The following is a 22,024-nucleotide window of genomic DNA, read 5'->3' as shown; positions in this document are numbered from 1 at the left end:
CAAAATCGGCATCGGCCAGCTCTTCACTCTTCCAGCCACACGACAATACCGGCGTATCGTCCCTGCAAGTGCCAGCGGGCGTAACGGAATTGATGGCGGATATCAGAGACAGCCCCTGAAACTGCAGGGGCATCTAAGCCCCTGTTGCCGCATCGGAAAGCTCCAGAATGCTCATTGCTGCCACCGCCAGACCAGCAACGCCGGGGCACTTTACTCTTTGCCAGCGAAACATATCGGCTCCGGGTTGGTGACCCAGGAATCACATGACCCCGCAAGAATTTCCGGCAATTTCCGAACACCGCTGGCGCTGGTTGGTGGCGCATAATCAAATCGCAATGGTCTCTACCTGGTACGCTGGTACGCATAATTGTATTTAACCGCTGACGGTCTTCTCAGAACCGGTGCGTAACGCTGCTTGCCCGCCTCCCAGCGCTGGTAAAGTGACTCCGCCGCGATGGCATCCGGCACGCCTCTACTGGCGGCATCAGACTCAAAGCCACGATTGAAAATAAGCCATGCCTGGGGATGCGCTGGGAGATCTGGTTGATCAAGGCCGCCAAGCCTTGCCGCTGCTGCTCCCGCTGCTCAGGCGTCTTTGCGACTTGGCGGTAGCTATCCAGGGTATCGAAGAAGAAACCTGGTAGCCTGCTGCTGGCTCAATGATACTGCTTGAGGAGAAAATCTCGCAACCCCGGCGAAGACCAGATCGAATATCTAGGGCCCCAATCCAGTTTTCTGGCAACCGCTCTGTGGTTTTCCAGATCTTTGTAAAATACGGGCGTGATCGCCAGAACTTCACCAGGCTGACATAGGCGCGAAGCGCTGCGCGCGAAACATCAGGCGCCACCTGGCCCGATCCGGCTCAACAACAGGAAAATCACTAGATAGAGGGTGCCAGGATGGGGACCGTAATAAAACGACGCGGCCAGCCCGGACGAATTTTGACCGATGCAGAAAACCCCAAAAAAAGCCAGCAGAATTGCCAAAATAACAGCGGATCAATGAATTCCCCAATTCACATAAGAGCTAATCTTCTTATATACCCTTTCAATGCGGCGTGATAATGGGGATGAATTAACCAAATACGACAAAAAGGTATTTATGTAAAATGCCGCTCACAAAAGCCGACTATTCTTGCTAAACTGGCTCCATAATGCCATCTGATCCCCGGATACGATGGCTGTTTATCAAGGCCAGGTATTCAAGCCTCGTTCCTTTGCTGGGGCAGAGCAAACAAATCCATGTCGATTTCCACTCCAGGCAGCGGCTGCCCTTGCGCATTGCGCAACGTGACGGCCAGATCCCGCGGAAATGCCAGCCAACAGACCACCAGGATCAGCAACAGACAAGCGAACAACTCTGTGGGGCCGAGAACCCGTAATCGCTCAGTGCGAACAGTGTAGCCGTAGCTCTTCGAGCTCATGCTTCGCACTCCTGTAGTGATAGAGGGTTCCGTCCCGACGCACTGGTTTCAGTGGTTCATCGTTATGGTTGAGCGAGCAACCATCGGCATTGCCGATGGCAAATTCCAGTGTGCTGTGCCCGATCAGAGAAAATTGCATGCCGTCTTCATTGCGAGCAAATGTGGTCAGGCGGCCATTGGCCTGTTGCAGGTAAGGCAACGAGTCCGAACCGGGCTGCCAGTGAGCGGCAGCGCCGGACAAATGCAGGTAGCGGCCGGGACCGTCTTCCCGGTAGCCGGCGACCCCATGAGTATTATTGGTCAGGGCCGGTAGCGGCAGCGCCTCAGGTAATCGCAGGGTGCGCAGTTCGCCATTGCCTTTTACCCACCAACCATCATTATCCCGGGCGATCACCATGGTGTTGAAGTCCAGCACCTTGCGGGCATAGTCAGACGCAAACACCGGATGAAGCGGTTGCGACTGCGCCCACCGATAGACCCTTAGCAAGGATTCCAGAGCTGCCGTCTTGCTGGCGATGTAGGTGTGGTAATAGATGTTCACCGGCTTGAAGCGATGGGGGCTTTCTGTCAGTTCGAAAGTCTCGAGCACACGCTCAAAACCGTAGAAAGGGCCACTCCACTCATTGGTATAAATGCTTTCGTTCTGGTTGGGCGCATAAACCTGATATTCGTCCCCCTTGGGCAAACCGATTCCCTTGATCAGGGTCCAGGTGGGCGCACTGTGGGTGATGATGGTATCGCTACCGTTCATGTTCAGCAGGTTGCCCCGCCGTGCCGCAGCAAGGGCTTCAGGAGTGGGAAGGGTATCGCCACTCCACAGCACCATTTTGGTACGCTTGCCGTCGGCCAGCAGGTTGTTGTTGATGTACTGTGCCGAACCGACCACTTCACGCATCGGGTCCATCTGGTAATCGGGGATAGGCAGGCGCAATTGCCCTTCGGGGCCATACAGCTCCCCTGGCATTTGCTGGGCGTCGTACCAGAAAAAAGGATGCGAATAGGTGTGGGTAGCCGCTTCCACGTGGGGCAAGGCGAACATTTCCCGAGCGATCTGCTCCAGCTCGGCGGACATCTTCGGGTAGAGGCCGTGGGGTGCCACTTCACCCTCGATCACCGAGATGGTGGTGGGCACCTCAAAACGTTTGAGCACTTCCTCCAGCAATACCCGGGCATCGGTTTGCCCCTGATAACCCTTCACCTCGGCCAGGCTGGGAAAACCATCTCCATCCATGTGCGCGAAGAGCAAGCGCCGACCATTTTCCGTCGTCACATCCGGAATCGGCATGGCAGGCAACTGCAGTGCCTCACGAATAAAGGTGAGCGGATTGACCACCCAGCGATCCAGCCCTTCACCTTTCTCTCCGGGTAATATCGAACGGATCATGAAGGGCTGGAAGGCATAGCCGCCCCAGGACGAGGTCGCCACCGGCGTATAAGTGTGCTCCCCGGCACGAAGCTCCAGCCAGGGCTGCGCAGAAGGGTTATGCAATGGTGACGACAACTCAATCAGTTTGGGCAGTGCCAGCTCAAACCCCATGGCCTCATGCTGAAGGGTAACCGTCGGCGGTGACAAGGGTGTAGGCCGCCCCTCAAACCCGAAAGCCTGCGCGTTGGGACCCACGGGGTCCACCGCCGGGTAACCCAGCATGGCAATGGGAACGCCCGCATTTTTTTGCTCCACCAGCCAGGCCTCAAAATCGGCATCGGCCAGCTCTTCCTCTTCCAGCCACACGACAATACCGGCGTATCGTCCCTGCAGGGTGCCAGCGGGCATGCTGGAATTGATGGCACGGATATCAGGAACCAGCCCCTGAAACTGCAGGGGCATCAGCCCATAACGCACCGCATCGGAAAGCTCCCAGAATCGCTCATTGCTGCCACCATGAACCAACAACACTTGCCGGGGCAGCACCTCGCGCACGCCCAGCCCGAGCATATCCAGCTCCGGGTTGGTGACCCAGGGAATCACACCGTGACCCGCAATTTTCCCGGCAATTTCCCGGGCCTGCTGGCGCTGGTTGGGCGGCGCATAATCGATCGCAATGGTCTCTACCTGGTACTGGTCACGCATAGTGGCAAACTGACCCAGCAACCACTGACGGTCTTCCTCGGGAACCGGTGCGTAACGCTGCTTGCCCGCCTCCCAGCGCTGGTAAAGTGACTCCGCCGCGATGGCATCCACCGGCGCCTCTACCAGCGGCATCAGTTCAAAGCCACGATTGAAAATAAAGCGTGCCTGGGGATAACGCTGGGAGATCTGGTTGATCAAGGCCGCCAAGCCTTGCCGCTGCTGCTCCCGCTGCTCAGGCGTCTTTGCGACTAGCTGGTAGCTATCCAGGGTATCGAAGAAAAAGCCACGGTAGCCCTGCTGCCACACCGGCTCAATGACCTGCTTGAGGAGAAAATCTCGCAACCCCGGCGAAGACAGATCGAATATCTGGGAGCCCCAATCCGGGTTTTCCCCCAGCAGCCACTCTGGTTTCAGGTCTTTGAAATACGGGCGTGATGCCAGAACTTCACCCAGGCTGACATAGGCATAGAAGCGCTGCGCGCGAAACGCATCGGGCACGCCACTGGCTTGATCCGGCTCAACAACAGGAAAATCATAGATAGAGAGGGTGTGCCAGGGGATGAGGGGACCGTAATAAAACGACGCGGCCAGCCCGGACGGTGCCTGAGCCGATGCAGAAAACCCCAAAAAAACCAGCAGAATTGCCAAATAACAGCGGATCAATGAATTCCCCAATTCACATAAAACCTAATCTTCTTATATACCCTTTCAATGCGGCGTGAATAATGAGGGATACATGAATTAACCCAAATACGACAAAAAGGGTATTTATGTAAAATGCACAGCTCACAAAAGCCGACTATTCTTGCCAAACTGGCTCCGCAAAAATGCCATCTGATCCCCGCGGATACGATGGCTGTTTATCAAGGCCAGGTATTCAGCCATGTTCGGCACATAGGGCAGAGCCAATAAATCCATGTCGATTTCCTCCAGGCAGCGGCTGCCCTTGCGCTGGTTACAACGCCGGCAGGCAGATACCACATTGGACCAGCGATCCCGGCCCCCTTTCGAGGTGGGGACAATATGGTCACGGGTCAGGACGTGTTCCGGGAAAGGTTTGCCACAGTAGAGACAAAGATGTTGGTCTCGCCGGAACAGGGCCCGGTTAGTCAACGGCGGTGCCGGGCGTTTGTGGGGGTAGGCCACGCCATCGCAGGCGATGATGGAGTGCAAAGACAGAGCTGAGCGCTCCCCAGACAGGCGACAGGTCCCCCCGCGCAAGCGATAGATTACATCCCCCAGCGTCCAGGTCACCAGCCCTCGGGCATAGAGGGTGGCTGCCATCTGCCAGTCCAGCCATTCGACAGGAGTACCAGTCTTGTCCAGACGCAGGATGCGTTCACTCATGGGCTACCTCGCGGTCATTGCAGCGCCCTTATGGCGCCCCCCCAGATCCGGCTCGACATTGCCATATCGAAGCCCGGAACAGGATCTCGTAAACCAGTGACGATTCTGCGACAGCGGGAAAAGAAGACAGAGAGGCCAACAGACTGAGTCTGGAAGGAAAACCTTTATTGCCTCTTGGATAGGGTCCACACATCGTGGTGCCTTTGCCCGGTTATCTCTGATCAAACGACCACGATCGCCTGATCACAGACACCGAATTGAACAAATAATAAACAGGGCGGTGTCGGCACCGCAACTGCCACGCTCAAGGCGTGACGCGAAATTCCGGCAGCCGGTAGCAACTGGCCACCCGTGCGCCCGTATTATCCCCGTCCGTCATGATCGCCACCGCATCTACCTCGTCCACCTCCAGATCGTGAAAGCGACGAAAATCCTCACGCACATTACGGCTGAACGACTGCCAGGTCCCGGCGCCGCCCGGCCCCTGTACCACCACCATCACCGCCTGGGAAGCAAAAGGATTGGGCCAGAACGTGCCCGGCGTCCCCTGCCGGGACCAGACATAATTGATGGCCCGGGTCTGCCAGGGCAGCCAGCCCTTCTTCACCACATAGACCCTGGCCTGGAAGTCGTCTCCCGCCTTGCTCTTCTCATCCAAATCCGGCCAGTCCGCTATCTGGTCGGCACGCCACTGCCATCGCAGATAGGGCGTGCGCGTCACATCCACAGTGTTTTCCCGAACCAGACCCGATGCCGTGCCCCATGCCCGACTTTGCCAGCAACCCTGCTCCAGGCGGTATTCGGTCCTGCCATCGAAAACCACCTCCCGCCAGCCCTCCGGCGCCGCCGAAACGGCTCTGACAGGCAACAGAGCCAAGGACAACAACAGCAGTGTTGGTATACATTGGACCAACGGGTCACAAACAGGTCTCGTTTTCATGGCCGCGTTTCCTAGAATAGACATCTTGTTTACGAACATTCACTCCTCCCGTTGAGGGAGGAGCTTTCACCGGATTCCCTGTTTCAACCAAGCTCAAGGCAGACATCATGCAGTTTGATTACATTATTGTCGGCGCCGGTTCTGCTGGCTGCGTACTTGCCAACCGTCTTTCCGAAAACCCCAACAATCGTGTCTGCCTGCTGGAAGCGGGCCCGGCAGACAATAGCCTGTTTATCCGCATTCCTGCCGGCATCATCCTGATGATGCGCTCCAACGCGCGAAACTGGCGTTATTACACCGTACCCCAGAAAGCCCTGAACAATCGCCAGATCTATATCCCCCGGGGCAAGACCCTGGGTGGCTCCTCGGCCGTGAATGCCATGTGCTACACCCGCGGTCACAAGTGGGATTATGACCACTGGGCCTCACTGGGCAACGAAGGCTGGAGCTTCGACGATGTCCTGCCGGTGTTCAAACGCTGCGAACACTATGAGCCCGGCGAGAGTGAGTTCCACGGCACTCACGGCAAGCTCAACATTGCCGACCTGCGCTTCAACCACCCGGTAAGCCGAGCCTTTGTGGAAGCTGGTATTCAAGCTGGCCACCCGGCCACCGATGACTTCAATAATGCCGTCCAGGAAGGCATGGGCATGTACAAGGTGAACCAGAAGGACGGCGAGCGTTGCGGCGTGGCCCGGGCCTATCTGCACCCGGTCATGGATCGTCCCAACCTGACCATCATGACCAACGCCCTGGTGAACCGGGTACTGTTCGATGGCAAACGTGCTATCGGCGTGGAAGTGGAACACAAGGGCCAGATCCGTACTCTGAAAGCCGACAATGAAGTGATCCTCTCCGGCGGCGCCATCAACTCCCCACAAATTCTCAAGCTTTCCGGTGTGGGCCCGGCAGCGGAGCTGGCTGAGCACAACATCCCGCTGGTGCACGACCTGCCCGGTGTGGGTGAGAACCTGCAGGACCACCCGGATGCCCTGGTGGTGCACAAGAGCCTGCGCAAGGACACCCTGAGCCTGGCGCCGGGTGCTCTGCTCACCACCGGCCTGAAAGGGATTATTGATTTCTTCTACCGTCGCAACGGTCAGCTCACCTCCAACGTGGCCGAAGCCGGGGGCTTCATCAAATCCAGCCCGGACGAAGAGATTCCCGATCTGCAATTGCACCTGACCGCCGCCAAGCTGGACAACCATGGCCTCAACCTGCTGTTCAGCATGGGCTATGGCTATTCCGGTCACGTCTGCATTCTGCGTCCCAAGAGCCGTGGCAACATCACTCTGCGTGATGCCAACCCGCGCTCCCCGGCCCTGATCGATCCTCGCTTCCTGGAGCACCCGGACGACATGGAAGGCATGGTTCGTGGCGTCAAGGCCATGCGCAAGATCATGGCCCAGGATGCGCTCAGCGACTGGCGCGGCGATGAAATCTTCCCCGGCAACGGCGTGGAAAGCGACGAGGACATCCGTAACTTCCTGCGCCAGAAGTGCGACAACATCTATCACCCGGTTGGCACCTGCAAGATGGGCAGCGACGACATGGCAGTGGTAGACAGCCAGTTGCGTGTGCACGGCCTGGAAGGCCTGCGCGTCATCGATGCCTCCATCATGCCCACCCTGATCGGCGGCAACACCAATGCGCCGACAGTGATGATTGCCGAGAAAGGGGCAGACGCGATTCTCGGGGAGTAGCCGCAAGCGGCAAGCTGCAACGCGGGCCGGGCCGTGCTAATCGCATAGCGCCCTGCCCGCGTTTTTTGTGGGGGGTTTGTAGGTGCGTCGCTCGCGGCACGATTCGGGCATTGGTCAGGGTTGATGATGTAGGAGCACCTCTTGAGGTGCGAACCGAGCGTAGCGAGGCAACAGAGGCCAACGTCTATCCGCCGTTCTTTCTGGAGAGACCTGTCGAGCTTTGCCATTCCTGATCGCCCTGCGGGCGATTTCCTTGCTCCGCAAGGTTCGCACCTCAAGAGGTACTCCTACAGCGGCTTCGTAGAAATGACCAAGTACAAGGAACTTTCCAACCTTTCCCTATCCTACCAGCGTAGCTCGTAGCTCGTAGCTCGTAGCTCGTAGCTCGTAGCTCGTAGCTCGTAGCTCGTAGCTCGTAGCTCGTAGCTCGTAGCTCGTAGCTCGTAGCTTTTTACTTTTCACCTTACTGTCATCTTTATTTTACACACTCCCTCTTTCCGAATATCGCCTGATCCGATTGGGGGGATTTATGGTGGATGCAGTATCGTCTCCACGCGCGCAGCTGGTGGAATTGCTGTGGCAACTGAAGCAGAACTTTGACCAGGAAAATGACAGCAGCCTGCGCTTTGTGCATTTCAACACGATGCTCAACGATCCGGTCTATCGGGCCGAAATCATTAGCCGGGCGGTCAACAGCGACAATAGAAAAATTCGCGCTCTTGGCCTGAAGCTGCAAGCCGCCAACCACGACGGCATGTTGCTGCGCAAACGCCCGGCAGCCACAGGCTCCTCGCTACCACTCACCAATCCGGACATAGCCGAAACCCTGGGCAGCCCGTCTATTGCCAGTAGTCGCAATGCAAAATCTCATTGGATGTACGCCTGGCTCGGGCTGGCCGCGGTGATGATCGCCGTGATCGGCTACTTTGCCTATCAGCCTCTTCATCAGTTGATTGCCGGCAAACAGGTGGTCAAAGGCTCCCTCTTCGGCAATCAGACCTGGCATGCCGGCACCACCTGGATTCTCGACGGCATCGTCTACGTAGAAGCCGGTGCCAACCTGACCATCGAGCCGGGTACCCGCATCGAGGGACGCCCTGGTTCTGCTCTGATAATTACCCGTGATGCCACCCTGTTTTCACGAGGCCAGGAAACTGCCCCTATCGTCTTTACCAGCAACCAACCGGAAGGCCGTCGTGCCGCTGGCGACTGGGGCGGCGTGGTAATGCTGGGCAACGCCCCGGTCAATAAATCAAAGGCCCAGATAGAAGGGGTTCCGCACGGTGACGCACGCGGAGCTTTCGGCGGGGATGACCCCAGCTCATCCTGCGGCATGATGGAATACACCCGCATCGAATTTGCCGGCTTCGAAGTTTACGCCAACAACGAACTCAACGGCCTGACCCTGGGTGGTTGCGGTGACGGCACCATCGTCCGCCATGTGCAGGTACACCGCGCCCTGGACGACGGCATCGAAGTGTTCGGCGGCACCGTGGATCTGCAGCACATCGTCATCACCGGCGCCGGCGACGACTCCCTGGACTGGGATATGGGCTGGCGCGGCCGGGTGCAGTTTCTCGCCATTCAGCAACATGCCGACACCGGCGACAATGCCTTCGAGGGCGACAACCAGGCAGGCAACCCGAATGCTTCCCCAATTTCCGCCCCGACCATGTACAACGTGACCCTGATCAGCCCACGCAGTCACGACAAGTACCACCGCGCCATGACCCTCAAGGCCGGTACCGGCGGGCATTTCCACAACATCATTATCGACGGCTTCTCCGGGGAAACCATCGACCTGAAAGGCACGGAAACCGTGGCGCGTATCCAGCAAGGGGAATTAAGCTTCCAGAGCATAATGGTGAATCGGGTAGGTAGCCGCGGGCTGACGTTCTTCGACCCGGAAACCGGTGACAACAACGATGATGGTGACTTCGACGAACGCCGTTACTTCCAGAGCAGTGCCGTGGCCGCCCAGTTTGGCACCGACCCGATGCTGACCCGGGACGCCAGCAGCGCCTCCCACCCGGACTTCGCGCCCACCTCCCGCTCCCCGGCCCGCAACGGCGCCAGCCCCATTCCCCAGGGGGAATTCTGGGACGAAGCCGCCAACTATCTGGGTGCCGTGCGCCCCGGCAGTGTGCAGAACTGGACCGACGGCTGGACGGCCTATCCATTGAACTAGGGCGCGTGAGAGCCATGCTCGTCATGGCGAAAGGCCTCAGAAACATCGAGGATGTTCGCCATGCAAGCATGACTCCTACAGGGAGATAGGGGATCGACGCACCAAGCGGCATTGGCGAAAAAACGTGCAATAGGCCCTTAACACGCGTATACTGCCGCGTCCTCGCCGACGCTCGCTCGGCCCCTCCTCCCAATTCATAGGTAACACATGTCAGATTCCCGTTCCGGGTTCGCCGATTTAGGCCTGCCCGAGGTATTGCTCGCTGCGATTGCCCGCCAGGGCTTCCAGGAGCCGTCGCCGATTCAGGCGCAAGCCATCCCGCTGTTGCTCGATGGTCACGACCTGCTGGGCCAGGCTCAAACTGGCACAGGTAAAACCGCCGCTTTCGCCCTGCCACTGCTGGCACGGCTGGATGCATCCCTGCGTCAACCACAAATGCTGATTCTTGCCCCCACTCGTGAACTCGCTATCCAGGTGGCCAAAGCCTGTGAAGAGTTTGCCCAGGGCATCAAAGGACTCAAGGTACTGCCGATTTATGGCGGCGGTGAATATCGCACGCAGCTCAAGGGCCTGCGTGACGGCGCCCAGGTAATTGTCGGTACCCCTGGACGCGTAATGGACCACATCGAACGTGGCTCCCTGAACCTGACCAACCTGCAGGCGCTGGTACTCGACGAAGCCGATGAAATGCTCCGTATGGGCTTTATCGACGACGTGAAATGGGTACTCGAGCGCACCCCGGATGACTGCCAGCTGGCACTGTTCTCCGCCACCATGCCGCCGGTTATTCGCAAGGTTGCCGACCAGCACCTGAAAAATCCCAAGCTGGTACGCATCGACAATGGCGTCGGCGCCACCGCCGGCACCAGCATTCGTCAGCGTTACTGGCCCGTGGCCGGGCTCAATAAACTGGACGCCCTGTGCCGCATTCTGGAAGCTGAAGAGCACGATGCCGTGATCGTGTTCGTGCGCACCAAGCAGGCCACTCTGGAGCTGGCCGAACAGCTGAATCGCCGCAATCTGCGTGCCGAAGCCCTCAATGGCGATATCCCGCAGCAGCAGCGTGAAAAAACGGTTCAACGCCTCAAGGACAAGCGCTTCGATCTGCTCATCGCCACCGATGTGGTTGCCCGTGGTCTGGACGTGGCGCGCATCACCCACGTGGTGAACTATGACATGCCTGGCGACCCGGAAGCCTACGTGCACCGTATCGGTCGTACCGGCCGTGCCGGCCGCGAAGGCGACGCGATCCTGTTCGTGTCCCGTCGTGAGCAGCACGTACTTCGTCAGATCGAACGCACCACTCGCCAGGCCATCGAAAAGATGACCCTGCCGTCCGTGGACGACCTGAACGCCAAGCGCATTTCCCGCTTCCAGGAACAGCTGACCGCAGTACTGGAAGGCAACGGTCAGGAAGAAACCCGCGCCCTGGTCAACCAGCTACGCGAGAGCATGGACGTCAGCGACAATGACATGGCCACTGCTCTGGCGATGATGATGTTCAAGCGTGAGCCGCTGATCCTGAAAGAACCGAAAATGATCAAGGAAACACGCTCTCGTCGCGAACCTGCCCATGCGTCAGGCGGCCGTCGTGATGATCGCGGCCCGCGCAGCAGCAACAAGGGCGGCAAGAGCGACAAGGCCATGCGTAGCTACCGTATCCAGGTCGGTCATGACCACGGCGTCAAGCCGGGCAACATCGTCGGCGCCATCGCCAACGAAGCCAAACTGCCCAGCCGCCTGATCGGCCCGATCAAGATCCACCAGGACCATAGCACCGTAGATCTGCCGGAAGACCTGTCTCCCCGCCAGCTCCACGTGATCCGCACCGCGCGGGTCTGCCAGCGTTCCCTGAATCTGGAAGCGGTATAAGCGACTAGGAACTAGCTTCTAGCTTCTAGCTGCAAAACAAAAAACCGCGCCCGAGAGGGTGCGGTTTTTTTGTAGCTTGTAGCTCGTAGCTCGTAGCTTTCGTTCCTTCAAGATCCGGAAATCCGGAACCCTACCTTCAGAGTCACCTGATAATGTCCCACCTTGCCATCCACGATATGGCCGCGGGTTTCTGTTACTTCAAACCAGTCCATCATTTTCAGGCTTTCGCTGGCTGTGGCCAGGGCGTTGTCGATGGCATCCTCAATACTGGTTTTGGATGAGCCCACCAGTTCCACTTTCTTGTAAACGTGATGATCGGACATATCACTCTCCTTTTCTGTCCTCGGTCACTTCATCTGTGACACTCCCGGACAGGGATTACAAGGGGAACCCCCATGATATTGATCAATTAATCATCAACAAATCATTGAAAGCGGCGCCCTCTTGCCTCAAAAAGAGAAGAGGAAAGGTGATGTCCTTTATCAAAGGAGGTTATGCGATGGATATGCACAAAATGACTCCCTGGAACTGGCTGCGCCAGGAAAGCAGTCGCGAACGTCCGTTGCCGCAACGTCAGCCTCGTCACCCCCTGCTGCGCTGGGAACGCGAGTTCGACAACTGGTTTGAGCAGATGCTGGGCGACATGGCCTGGACCACCCCGGCGCCCCACGCGGAACCCAGCATCCCGTTCCGCCCCAACCTGGATATTCTCGAGCGCGATGACCATTACCTGATCACCGCCGAACTACCCGGCGTGGACATGCAGGATCTGCGTGTCACCCTGCACCAGGACGCCCTGACCATTGCCGGCCAGAAGCAGGAGGCGCAAAGCTCCGAGCGGGATGGCTATCACTACAGTGAGCGACGTTTCGGACAGTTCCAGCGCATGCTTAATCTGCCTGCGGACGCGGATGGCGAGGCCATGGAGGCGGTGTTTCACAACGGTGTGCTGTCGCTGACCATTCCCCGCCACGAACACCACGGGCACGGCAGCAAGACCATCAAGATTCATTAAGGCAGGGCACCCTACGGAAATGAGAAATTCTTTCCCGGTGCCAAGCCTGTCACACGGGCGATCGTAAACCGTCGTACCATGGGTTTCCTGATCAGGAGACCCATGATGCGTATCGCCCTTGCCCTGTTACTGTTTATCAGCCTGCCTCTGCAGGCGGAGGAAATCCGTCTCAGCGATGATTTGCAGGTCTACCCGTTGACCGAGCACACCTGGGTGCATCGCTCCTGGGAAGTGATTCAGGGGCAGCGCTATGCTTCCAACGGGCTGATCATCATTGAGGACAACACTCTTACCCTGATCGACACCGCCTGGGGGGACGCGCCCACGGCGCTGTTGCTGGACTGGATGGAACAGCGGTTCGGCAAGGCCCCGGATCTGGCCATCCTCACCCACTCCCACGACGACCGCATGGGCGGCGCCAGTACCCTGGCGGCCCGGGGCATTCCCGCCTGGGCTCACCCGGCCACGCTAGACATCGCCCGCAACGACCCCGGTACTTTCTACGATCCGGACATTCCCCTGCCCCGAACCATTGAGGCTTTCACAGAGCAATCACGGATCAAGTTCGCTAATCTGGAACTCTATTACCCGGGCCCGGCGCACAGCCCTGATAACATCATTGTCTGGTATGACCGTGATGAGGTTCTGATCGGAGGGTGCGCAGTGAAAGGGGGCTCGGCCACTGCAATCGGCTATGTGGAAGGCTCCAACGCCAACCACTGGCCCGTTGCCATGGAAAACGTGCTGACCCACTACAGCGAAGCCAGCATTGTGGTTCCCGGCCATGGAGACATCGGCGATGCCAATCTGCTTACCCATACCCGCGACCTGGCCCGACAGGGTCTGGCGACTCAGTAAGGCGCTGCTACTGGGTGTTGTCGTCACCGCCAGCACGGCGGCGCAGGCGGACAACGACACCGTGCTGCGGTTCGACACACCGGTACAGATCGATGGTGACGCCCGCTTTGACCGGGACAGCCCCCTGCAACCCAGCGCCAGCAGCTTTCGCGTACGGGAAGCCAATACCCTGAGCAGTGACAGCGGGCAACGCTGGGCGCTGGTCACACTGGAAAACAGCGACAGTGGCAAGCGCATCCTGCAGAACAACTACCTGGTGGCAGAGTTTGCCAATGGGGAACGGCGCCACGCCACCGGCCTGGAGGGTGCTTTCGCCCCCGGCGAGCAGCAGCGCAAGATGGTTTTCTTCGGTTACCACCGCTTTCCCATACTGCGTATCTTTACCGCACAATAGCGTTATTTTTCCTTGATCAGCAGTTCGCTGAGGGGCTGACGATCCGGCCGGAACTGATTGATCCGGGTATCCGCCTCGTAGCCCAGCGACAGTCCACACAGCAGCTTGTAGTTATCCGGCAAGTGGAAATGCTGCTCCAACGGCGAACGCCACAGGCCCAACGCTCCCTGGGCACAGGTGCCGAGACCGGCATCGGTGGCAGCCAGCATCAGATTCTGCAGAAAGATCCCTGCATCCAGGGCACTGTAAACACCCAGTCCTTCATGGATGAAGACAAAAATCGCCACCGGGGCGTTGAAGAACCGGAAGTTGTCGCGCATCTGTTCATGGCGCGCCTGTTTATCCTGCCGGCCGATATCCAGCAAGTCATAAAGACCCCGGCCGGTGGCAACCCGGCGCGGCTGCAGATCCTCCGGGTAGTCCACCACCGGACGGAAATCCCCATCGGGAATGCCGTCCTTGCGTAACCAGGCCAAGACCTTTTTCACCATGGGCGCCTTCTGCAGCGCCGCCAGTTTGTCAAAACGCGGCGGCAACTCCTGGCGCAGACTCTCCAGCACTTTTCCACGGGCGATAGCGATCTGATAAGGCTGGGTGTTGGACCAGCTCGGTGCCGTGGTGGCAAGGTTGAGCAACGCTTGCAGCTGATCATCGCTGACCGGCTGATCGGTAAAGGCACGCACGCTGTGACGTGCGCGGATCACCTCACTGAATTCCATGACCCTCTCCTGTTTGAAGCTGGCCATATCATGGCAGATACCTACAATACCCGGCCATGACCAAGACCACCCCTACCCTGCACCGTGGCGCCAATTTCTCCCGATGCCGCCAGTACCGCTATGCCCTGTGGCGACACTGGGGGCCAGGCGATGATTTTCTGCTGTTGATCGGCCTCAATCCGTCCACCGCCGACCATCGCCAGGATGACCCGACCATCCGCCGCTGCATGGGCTTCGCCCGGGACTGGGGCTACTCCGGCCTGTGCGTGGCCAACCTGTTTGCCTACCGGGCCACCTACCCGGACGACCTGTTTGCCGCTGGCGACCCGGTGGGCCCGAAAAACGATCTGTGGCTGCGCAAGCTGGCCCGCCAGGCGGATCTGGTAGTGGCCGCCTGGGGCAACCATGGCCGTTTCATGGACCGGGCCCGCGCCGTGTCGGCCCAGTTGCCAGCCATGCATTGCATCCGCCTTAACGGTTCCGGAGAACCGGCTCACCCGCTTTATCTTCCCAAACACCTGACTGCCCGGCCCTGGCACCAGGAATAGCCTTGTCCTGACCTTCACTCCAGCGGCAAGATAATAAGAGCAATATTTCACGTCATGGATGACCGCCTTGGGCTCTCACACCGACAACAACATCCGTCGCGCTCGCTGGCTGGCCTATGGCGGGCTGATTCCCTTTTACGGCCTGGCATTTCTGGCCTGGATGGATGCCTGCCGCGAGTGGGCCCTACAAGGCGTTGCCGCCTACGCCGCCATCATCATTGCCTTCCTGGGCGCGGTACATTGGGGCCGAGCACTGAATCAATTTGATCGCGGCAACCAGTTCCCCACCCTGCTGTTCGGCATCATGCCGGCGGTGCTGGGCTGGTTTGCGCTGCTTCTGCCGCTGGAATTTTCCTTGCCCATGCTTGCCGCAGGGCTGGTATTTGTCTGGGGCACTGAACAGATGGTGTTCACCGAGGCCTTGCCTGGCTGGTACCGCCAGCTTCGCCATCAGCTCACTGCCGCGGCAGTTATCGCCGTATTGATAGGCTGGGCCGCCACCATGGTACCCATGTTCTGATTCACCCTGCGAAATCCGCTTTTACAAGGTTTGCGCTCACCCGACTCCGCAACCGTAGCCACTCTCTTCTGGCACCTCTAGACTGATTCAAATTCACAGGGAGACAGTGAAATGATCTTATTGCAGCGATATCTGGTTCGTCTGAATGTGCTCTGCGTGTTTTTCTTGCTTTCTCCCGTTACCGCAGCCGAACGCCCCCTCAGTTACCAGGCCGATATCCAGCCAATTTTTGAAAGCAAATGTCTGGCCTGCCACGGCTGCTATGACGCCCCCTGCCAACTAAAGCTGGAAGCACCCGAAGGCATGGATCGCGGCGCCAGCAAGGACAAGGTCTACAACGGTGCCCGCACCGAATCCGTGGCCCCTACCCGCCTTTTTCAGGACGCGCTGACCACCGCGCAATGGCGCGAGAAGGATTTCTTTTCCGTCATCGACAGCACCGACGGCATGAAGTCATCACTGCTCTACAACATGCTTGAACTGGGCAAAGAACACCGTTTTGGCAACAACGAAAAATTACCGGATGACATCTCCCTGGGATTGCAGCGAGTCAATACCTGTCCCCGGCCCGAGGAATTTTCCGACTACGCCGACAAACATCCCATGGGCGGCATGCCCCTGGCCGTCACCGGCCTCACCGACCAGGAATTCGCCATGGTCAGCCAGTGGCTGAAGCAAGGCGCCCCGTTGTCTTACCAGACCTTCGGTCTGTCGGACGACGAACAACGTCAGATCCGAGCCTGGGAAAACATGCTGAACCAGCAAGACAAACGTCATCAACTGGTGGCCCGCTGGCTCTATGAACACCTGTTCCTGGCCCACCTCTATTTCGACGATGGCAGTGGCAACAAGCCGGATCATTTCTTCAAGCTGCACCGCTCCAGCACACCACCGGGCGAGCCTGTGAAGCCGATAGAGAGCGTGCGCCCCAATGATATGCCTCCCGAGCACTTCTGGTACCGGCTGGCGCCGGTGCGCGGCAGCCTGGTACACAAGACTCACATCACCTTCCCCCTCAATGACAAAAAACTGGCTCGCACCCGTGAACAGTTCTTTGCCGGCCACTGGGAAGTGGAAACACTACCGGGCTACAGCTACGACCAACGCGCCAACCCCTTTCAGACCTTTGCTGATATTCCCCCACGGGCCCGTTACCAGTTCATGCTGGATGAAGCGGAATATTTTGTCCGCACCTTTATTCGCGGACCGGTTTGCCGGGGCCAGATAGCTACCGATGTGATACGCGATCACTTCTGGGCCGTGTTCCAGGATCCGGACCACGACCTCTATATCACCGACGTCAATTATCGCGGCAAGGTCAGTGGCCTGCTTGGTCTGCCAGGTCAGGATGACGAGCTGCTGGCACTGGGCCCCCAGTGGCTCAAGTACAGTGGCAACCGCAACGATTATCTCAGCGCCCGGCACCAGGCCTACGGCGAAAAAGACCCTCAAGGTCCCACCTGGGAAAGCCTCTGGGATGGCGACGGTGAAAACCGCAACGCCCTGCTGACCATCTTCCGGCACCACGATAATGCCTCGGTGCGCAAGGGGCTGATTGGTGACCTGCCACTGACCACCTGGGTAATGGATTATCCCTTGTTCGAGCGCAGCTATTACAACCTGGTGGTGAACTTCAATGTGTTTGGTTCCGTTTCCCACCAGGCCCAGACCCGCCTGTACTTCGACCTGATTCGCAATGGCGCGGAACAGAATACCCTGCGCTACTTCCCCCGCGAACTGCGCAAGCCGGTGGTGGACAACTGGTATCAGAACACCGGTAAACTGCGCCTGTATGTGAGCTATGCATCTGTGGATACCAAACATCCCACTGGCATCCAGTACCAGACCAATACCCCGGTCAATGAATTCAACGATGGCCTGCTGAAACGTTTTGCCACCATCAACGCCCGTCCGGATCCAATCAATCGTTGCGATGGAGAAGACTGCCGACGCAATGATATTGCTGACTGGTTAAAAAAACCGGAAACCTCCCTGGTCGGTATTGCCTCTACCCTGGCACAGGATCTGACAGTCGTGAACTTCATGCCAGAGGTCACCATGCTGCGGGTAGAAAACGAAAACGGCGAGCGGGAAATCTACACCCTGATTCGCAATCGGGCCCACACCAATGTGGCCTTCATGCTGGGGGAATCGCTGCGCTACCAGCCTCACCTCGATACCCTGACGATCTACCCCGGGGTTCTGGCCAGCTACCCCAACTTCATGTTCAACGTGAAAGCGGATGAGGTAGATGAGTTCGTGACAGCCATGCAGGCGGTCAAGAAAGAAAAGGATTTCACGGTACTGACCGCCCGCTTCGGCATCCGCCGTACTCACCCACAGTTCTGGACCTACTTCCACGACCTGACCCGGTACCTGGGAGAACACGAGCCTACCGAGGCCGGGATTCTGGATATGAATCGCTACGAGAATCTTTAAAAGCAGCTGCAAGCTTCAAGCGACAAGCTGCAACGCGGGTTGGGCCGTGCTAATCGGATGATGCCCTGCCCGCGCTCAACGGTACGACCTGGGCTGTAGGAGCGTCGCTCGCGGCGCGATTTGGCCACCAGTGCAGCCACCCTCCCCCCGTTGGAGCCATGCTCGCATGGCGAATAGGATTGGGGTGACACCGGATCGGAATGGTTTGGATAGACCTGTCGAGCTCTGAGATTCCTGATCGCCCTGCGGTCGATGTCCGCGCAAGCGCGGTTCGCATGTCGCAGATCCCCTGGGGGACAAGCATAGCTCCCACAGCGGCTTCGTAGAAATTGCGGACTACGAGGAACTTTCCAGTCTTTCCCTATCCAACGAGCGTAGCTCGTAGCTCGTAGCTCGTAGCTCGTAGCTCGTAGCTCGTAGCTCGTAGCTCGTAGCTCGTAGCTCGTAGCTCGTAGCTCGTAGCTCGTAGCTCGTAGCTCGTAGCTCGTAGCTCGTAGCTCGTAGCTCGTAGCTCGTAGCTCGTAGCTCGTAGCTCCCTCCCGTACCCTTCACCGCCCGGAGTTACCAGGCCTTTGGCGCCGACGTGTTGCTACTTGGCCCGACCCATCGGTCACACTGGTCAATGTGACTGAGCCCTTCCGGTCCATAATCGAGTGCAATAGACACAACAACGAGGCGAACTCTCATGGCAAAAGATGCAGTTGGTTACGCGCTTACCGCGCTTAACCGTCTGGCCAGCTCGGAAGTGCTGGACAAGATCGGCATGCGCAAGACCGTGGAACGGCTTGCCTACACGCTCACCAAAAGCGGCTTTCAGGTGCTCACCACCACTGCCCGCACTTTCAAGTCCAGCAACCCGGGCAACAAGCCTGAACGGCTGAACGCACCGGGCCACACCCGCGATCTGTTCGATCTGAGCATCACCGATGAACAACAGATGATTCGCGACAGCGTGCAGTCCTTTGCCCGTGATGTATTGCGTGACAAGGCGGAAGAAGCTGACGCCACCCAGAAGACCAGCGACGAGGTGATTGCCCAGGCGCTGGAACTGGGGCTCAACTATTTTGCCGTACCGGAATCCCTGGGCGGCGCCGCCACCGAGCGCTCCACCGTGACCAGCATGCTGGTGGCCGAAGACCTGGCCCACGGTGACATGGGCCAGGCCGTGGCCATCCTTGCTCCCATGGGTGTGGCCAATGCCCTCACCCAGTGGGGCACCGCTCAACAGCAGGACAAGTACCTGAGCACCTTCGCGGAAGAGAGCCCCCCCAAGGCCACCATCGCTGTGTGCGAACCCTATCCGCTGTTCGACCCCATGGCACTCAAGACCACCGCCAAAAAGGACGGTGACAGCTATGTACTCAACGGCGAAAAATCCCTGGTGCCGCTGGCCGCCGAAGCAGAAATCTTCCTGGTGGCCGCCCAGACCGATGACGGCCCCGCCGTGTTCATCGTGGAAGGTGGCAGCGAAGGTCTGGTGGCAGGCGATGACCCCGCCATGGGTATCCGCGCCAGCGGCCAGCGTCCATTGAAACTGGACAATGTGCGCGTACCGGTGGAAAACCGCCTGGGTAACGGTGATTTCGATTACCGCGCCTTTGTGGACCTGGGTACCCTGGCCTGGTGTGCCCTGGCCATTGGTACCTGTCAGTCCGTGCTCGACTATGTGGTGCCCTACTGCAACGAGCGCACCGCCTTTGGCGAACCCATCAGTTACCGCCAAGCGGTGGCTTTCATGATCGCCGACATCGCCATCGAGCTGGATTCCATGCGCATGCTCACCTACCGCGCGGCCAGCCGTGCCGAACAGGGCAAGTCCTTCCAGCGCGAGGCGCACCTGGCCCGCACCCTGGTCAAGGACAAGGCCATGAAGATCGGCACCGACGGCGTGCAATTGCTGGGCGGTCACGGCTTCACCCATGAATACCCGGTGGAGCGCTGGTACCGGGATCTGCGTGCCATCGGTGTCGCCTTTGGCGGCCTGCACCTGTAAGGAGGGAGACAACCATGAATATCGAAATTCCCAAGAAGTTCAAACCCCTGATCAACAATGCCTATCAGGTGGCCCAGAGCACCCTCCGCCCGATCTCGCGCAAGTATGACCGTGGCGAGCACGAATATCCGAAAGAGCTGGATATGCTGGCGTCGGTGCTGGATGGCTTCAACGAAGGTGACCCGGCCAACTCCGCCGGCGCTGCCACCACCGGTAGCGGCAAGGTGCAGGACGACGGCAGCGTGAAGAACGGCGCCAATATGGGCGTTTGCCTGGGCGCAATGGAAATGTGCTACGGCGATACCGGCTTCCTGCTGGCCATGCCCCGTCAGGGCCTGGGCAATGCGGCTATCGCTGCGGTGGCCAACGACGAGCAGCTGGAACGCTTCAAGGGCAAGTGGGCCGCCATGGCCATCACCGAACCCAGCTGCGGCTCCGATTCCGCTGCCATTCGCACCACCGCAAAGAAAGACGGTGATCACTATGTGCTGAACGGCGAGAAGATCTATGTGACCTCTGGGTCCCGGGCCGACTGTGTGGTGGTGTGGGCGTCACTGGATCCGAAACTGGGCCGCGCGGCCATCAAGTCGTTTGTGGTGGACTGGGGCACCCCGGGCATGGAGCTGGCGCGGCTGGAGAAAAAGCTGGGCATCCGCGCTTCCGACACCGCCGCCATCAACTTCATCGACTGCCGTGTACCGGCGGAAAACCTGCTGGGCAGCCCGGAAATCGATACCAAGAAGGGCTTTGCCGGGGTCATGGAGACCTTCGACAACACCCGCCCGCTGGTGGCCGCCATGGCCATCGGCTGTGCCAAAGCCTCCCTGGAACGCATCAAGGAATTGCTGAAAGACAGCATGACCTATGATTACGGCAAGCCGGTGGACAACTGCTCCGCAGTGGAAGCAGAAATCTACCGGATGGAAGCGGACTGGGAAGCGGCCTACTGGCTGGCAGTGAAAGCCGCCTGGATGGCCGACAACAAAAAGGCCAATACCCTGGAAGCCTCCATCTGCAAGGCCAAGGCCGGGCGAGTGGGCAATCAGATCACCCTGCGCTGCGTGGAACTGGCCGGTAGCATCGGCTACACCGAAGACGAATTGCTGGAAAAGTGGGCTCGCGACTCGAAGATTCTGGATATCTTCGAAGGCACTCAGCAAATTCAGCAACTGGTCATCGCCCGTCGGGTGCTGGGTCTAAGCTCCAAGGAGCTGAAATAACCCGTCTCCTGGCAGTCTTGCCAACAAAAAAGCCGCACCTTCGGGTGCGGCTTTTTTGTCTCAGATCCCCACGTCTGACCCAGTCTGCATCTTCCGATTCAGCCATGTCTTTCCTACTACTCAAATCGGTTTTAATCGCCCGAATTCCCTACTGCATAAAGAGACATAACGATGATGTTGCAGTGACATTGTCTGTGCCACCATCGAAGGTCGATGGAATGTAAAAAAACACTACACCCCGGTTACAGCTTTACTGCCGTTGCACAACAGGCCGGGCTGGTGCGCCGAAGTAAGGTGTAGGTGTAACAATAAAAAAGGAAGGGATCACCATGTCAGCATTCAAACTGCATCTGCTCGGTGCCGGTCTGGCGGGTTGTATGTTGCTCGGACAGACAGCACAGGCCAACCAACAACAGGCCACCGTCATCCTCAGTCAGAGCTGCGAATACATGCTGCTCAACACTCGCGGCGGCATGGTGCTGGTCAAGCAACTGGACGGCACCACTCCCGAGGCGGGCGACACCCTGAAAGGCAATATTGTCGCTGGCGACTTCACCAAATTGCAGAACACCCGGGATCAGGCTTCCATGCAGGTATGGGTGGATCTTGTGGATCCACACAGCAGCAAGGCGCTAAGCCAGTACGGTCGCTACTGCACCTGAACGCAAGCCAGCCTGAAAGGAAAAGGCCGCCCCGGTCAGGAGGCGGCCTCGAACGGGTCCGAGCGAAAATCATCGTTTTGCCCGGATCAATTCCTGATGGCGTATTTACCTG

General features: G+C 58.5%; 18 protein-coding genes. 12 read left to right on the top strand and 6 right to left on the bottom strand.

Going from position 1 to position 22,024, the window contains the following annotated elements; translation table 11 throughout:
* Positions 1–1,201 precede the first annotated feature (1,201 nt).
* The 4 genes from KZ772_RS00090 to KZ772_RS00075 all read right to left on the bottom strand — a co-directional run bounded on the left by KZ772_RS00090 (position 1,202) and on the right by KZ772_RS00075 (position 5,781).
* Positions 1,202–1,423, bottom strand: a complete 222-nt coding sequence (locus KZ772_RS00090) for a hypothetical protein (RefSeq protein ID WP_290537898.1) — start codon at positions 1,421–1,423, stop codon at positions 1,202–1,204.
* Positions 1,386–4,121, bottom strand: a complete 2,736-nt coding sequence (locus KZ772_RS00085) for an endo alpha-1,4 polygalactosaminidase (RefSeq protein ID WP_290537897.1) — start codon at positions 4,119–4,121, stop codon at positions 1,386–1,388. Before KZ772_RS00085 ends, KZ772_RS00090 begins: the two co-directional genes overlap by 38 nt.
* 159 nt (positions 4,122–4,280) lie before the next feature.
* Complete coding sequence (locus KZ772_RS00080) at positions 4,281–4,841, bottom strand: HNH endonuclease (protein ID WP_290537896.1); 561 nt, start codon at positions 4,839–4,841, stop codon at positions 4,281–4,283.
* A 304-nt stretch (positions 4,842–5,145) separates the two neighbouring features.
* On the bottom strand, positions 5,146–5,781 hold the full coding sequence (locus KZ772_RS00075; RefSeq protein WP_290510212.1) for a DUF3047 domain-containing protein: 636 nt from the start codon (positions 5,779–5,781) through the stop codon (positions 5,146–5,148).
* Between the two features lie 107 nt (positions 5,782–5,888).
* On the opposite strand from KZ772_RS00075, the gene KZ772_RS00070 reads away from it, so the two are divergent.
* From KZ772_RS00070 to KZ772_RS00060, 3 genes are all read left to right on the top strand, one after another.
* Positions 5,889–7,484, top strand: a complete 1,596-nt coding sequence (locus KZ772_RS00070) for a choline dehydrogenase (protein ID WP_290537895.1) — start codon at positions 5,889–5,891, stop codon at positions 7,482–7,484.
* 529 nt (positions 7,485–8,013) lie between these two features.
* Positions 8,014–9,672 carry a hypothetical protein gene (locus tag KZ772_RS00065; RefSeq protein WP_290537894.1) on the top strand — a complete coding sequence of 553 codons (1,659 nt, stop codon included), beginning with the start codon at positions 8,014–8,016 and terminating at the stop codon, positions 9,670–9,672.
* Between the two features lie 207 nt (positions 9,673–9,879).
* Positions 9,880–11,544, top strand: coding sequence for a DEAD/DEAH box helicase (locus KZ772_RS00060; RefSeq protein WP_290537893.1), 1,665 nt, complete (start codon positions 9,880–9,882; stop codon positions 11,542–11,544).
* A gap of 107 nt (positions 11,545–11,651) precedes the next feature.
* Here KZ772_RS00060 and KZ772_RS00055 read toward each other — a convergent pair whose 3' ends face one another.
* Complete coding sequence (locus tag KZ772_RS00055) at positions 11,652–11,867, bottom strand: dodecin (protein WP_290537892.1); 216 nt, start codon at positions 11,865–11,867, stop codon at positions 11,652–11,654.
* A 176-nt stretch (positions 11,868–12,043) separates the two neighbouring features.
* Between KZ772_RS00055 and KZ772_RS00050 the strand changes: the two genes are divergently transcribed.
* The 3 genes from KZ772_RS00050 (at position 12,044) to KZ772_RS00040 (ending at position 13,811) form a co-directional block, all read left to right on the top strand.
* Positions 12,044–12,559 carry an Hsp20/alpha crystallin family protein gene (locus KZ772_RS00050; protein ID WP_290537891.1) on the top strand — a complete coding sequence of 172 codons (516 nt, stop codon included), beginning with the start codon at positions 12,044–12,046 and terminating at the stop codon, positions 12,557–12,559.
* Positions 12,560–12,661: 102 nt separating this feature from the next.
* Positions 12,662–13,417 carry a subclass B1 metallo-beta-lactamase gene (gene bla / locus KZ772_RS00045; RefSeq protein ID WP_290537890.1) on the top strand — a complete coding sequence of 252 codons (756 nt, stop codon included), beginning with the start codon at positions 12,662–12,664 and terminating at the stop codon, positions 13,415–13,417.
* On the top strand, positions 13,359–13,811 hold the full coding sequence (locus KZ772_RS00040; RefSeq protein WP_290537889.1) for a hypothetical protein: 453 nt from the start codon (positions 13,359–13,361) through the stop codon (positions 13,809–13,811). The genes bla and KZ772_RS00040 overlap by 59 nt, the downstream gene beginning before the upstream one ends.
* A 2-nt stretch (positions 13,812–13,813) precedes the next feature.
* Here KZ772_RS00040 and KZ772_RS00035 read toward each other — a convergent pair whose 3' ends face one another.
* Entirely contained in the window at positions 13,814–14,530 is a 717-nt protein-coding gene (locus KZ772_RS00035; protein ID WP_290537888.1) for a nitroreductase family protein, read from the bottom strand.
* 56 nt (positions 14,531–14,586) lie between these two features.
* Between KZ772_RS00035 and KZ772_RS00030 the strand changes: the two genes are divergently transcribed.
* The 6 genes from KZ772_RS00030 to KZ772_RS00005 all read left to right on the top strand — a co-directional run bounded on the left by KZ772_RS00030 (position 14,587) and on the right by KZ772_RS00005 (position 21,912).
* Positions 14,587–15,078 (top strand): DUF1643 domain-containing protein, encoded by a 492-nt coding sequence (locus KZ772_RS00030; protein ID WP_290537887.1) that lies wholly within the window; start codon positions 14,587–14,589, stop codon positions 15,076–15,078.
* 67 nt (positions 15,079–15,145) lie between these two features.
* Positions 15,146–15,598 carry a DUF3429 domain-containing protein gene (locus KZ772_RS00025; protein WP_290537886.1) on the top strand — a complete coding sequence of 151 codons (453 nt, stop codon included), beginning with the start codon at positions 15,146–15,148 and terminating at the stop codon, positions 15,596–15,598.
* A 111-nt stretch (positions 15,599–15,709) separates the two neighbouring features.
* A complete protein-coding gene (locus KZ772_RS00020) occupies positions 15,710–18,037 on the top strand; it encodes a fatty acid cis/trans isomerase (RefSeq protein ID WP_290537885.1) in 2,328 nt (775 codons plus the stop codon).
* Between the two features lie 685 nt (positions 18,038–18,722).
* On the top strand, positions 18,723–20,030 hold the full coding sequence (locus tag KZ772_RS00015; RefSeq protein ID WP_290537884.1) for an acyl-CoA dehydrogenase family protein: 1,308 nt from the start codon (positions 18,723–18,725) through the stop codon (positions 20,028–20,030).
* Positions 20,031–20,044: 14 nt separating this feature from the next.
* A complete protein-coding gene (locus tag KZ772_RS00010; protein ID WP_290537883.1) occupies positions 20,045–21,250 on the top strand; it encodes an acyl-CoA dehydrogenase family protein in 1,206 nt (401 codons plus the stop codon).
* Positions 21,251–21,579: 329 nt separating this feature from the next.
* Entirely contained in the window at positions 21,580–21,912 is a 333-nt protein-coding gene (locus tag KZ772_RS00005) for a hypothetical protein (protein ID WP_290537882.1), read from the top strand.
* Positions 21,913–22,024: the final 112 nt, after the last annotated feature.

The organism is Alcanivorax sp., from assembly GCF_019431375.1.
GTDB classification, from domain to species: Bacteria; Pseudomonadota; Gammaproteobacteria; order Pseudomonadales; family Alcanivoracaceae; genus Alcanivorax; species Alcanivorax jadensis_A.
This window is presented reverse-complemented; position numbering and strand designations above follow the sequence as displayed.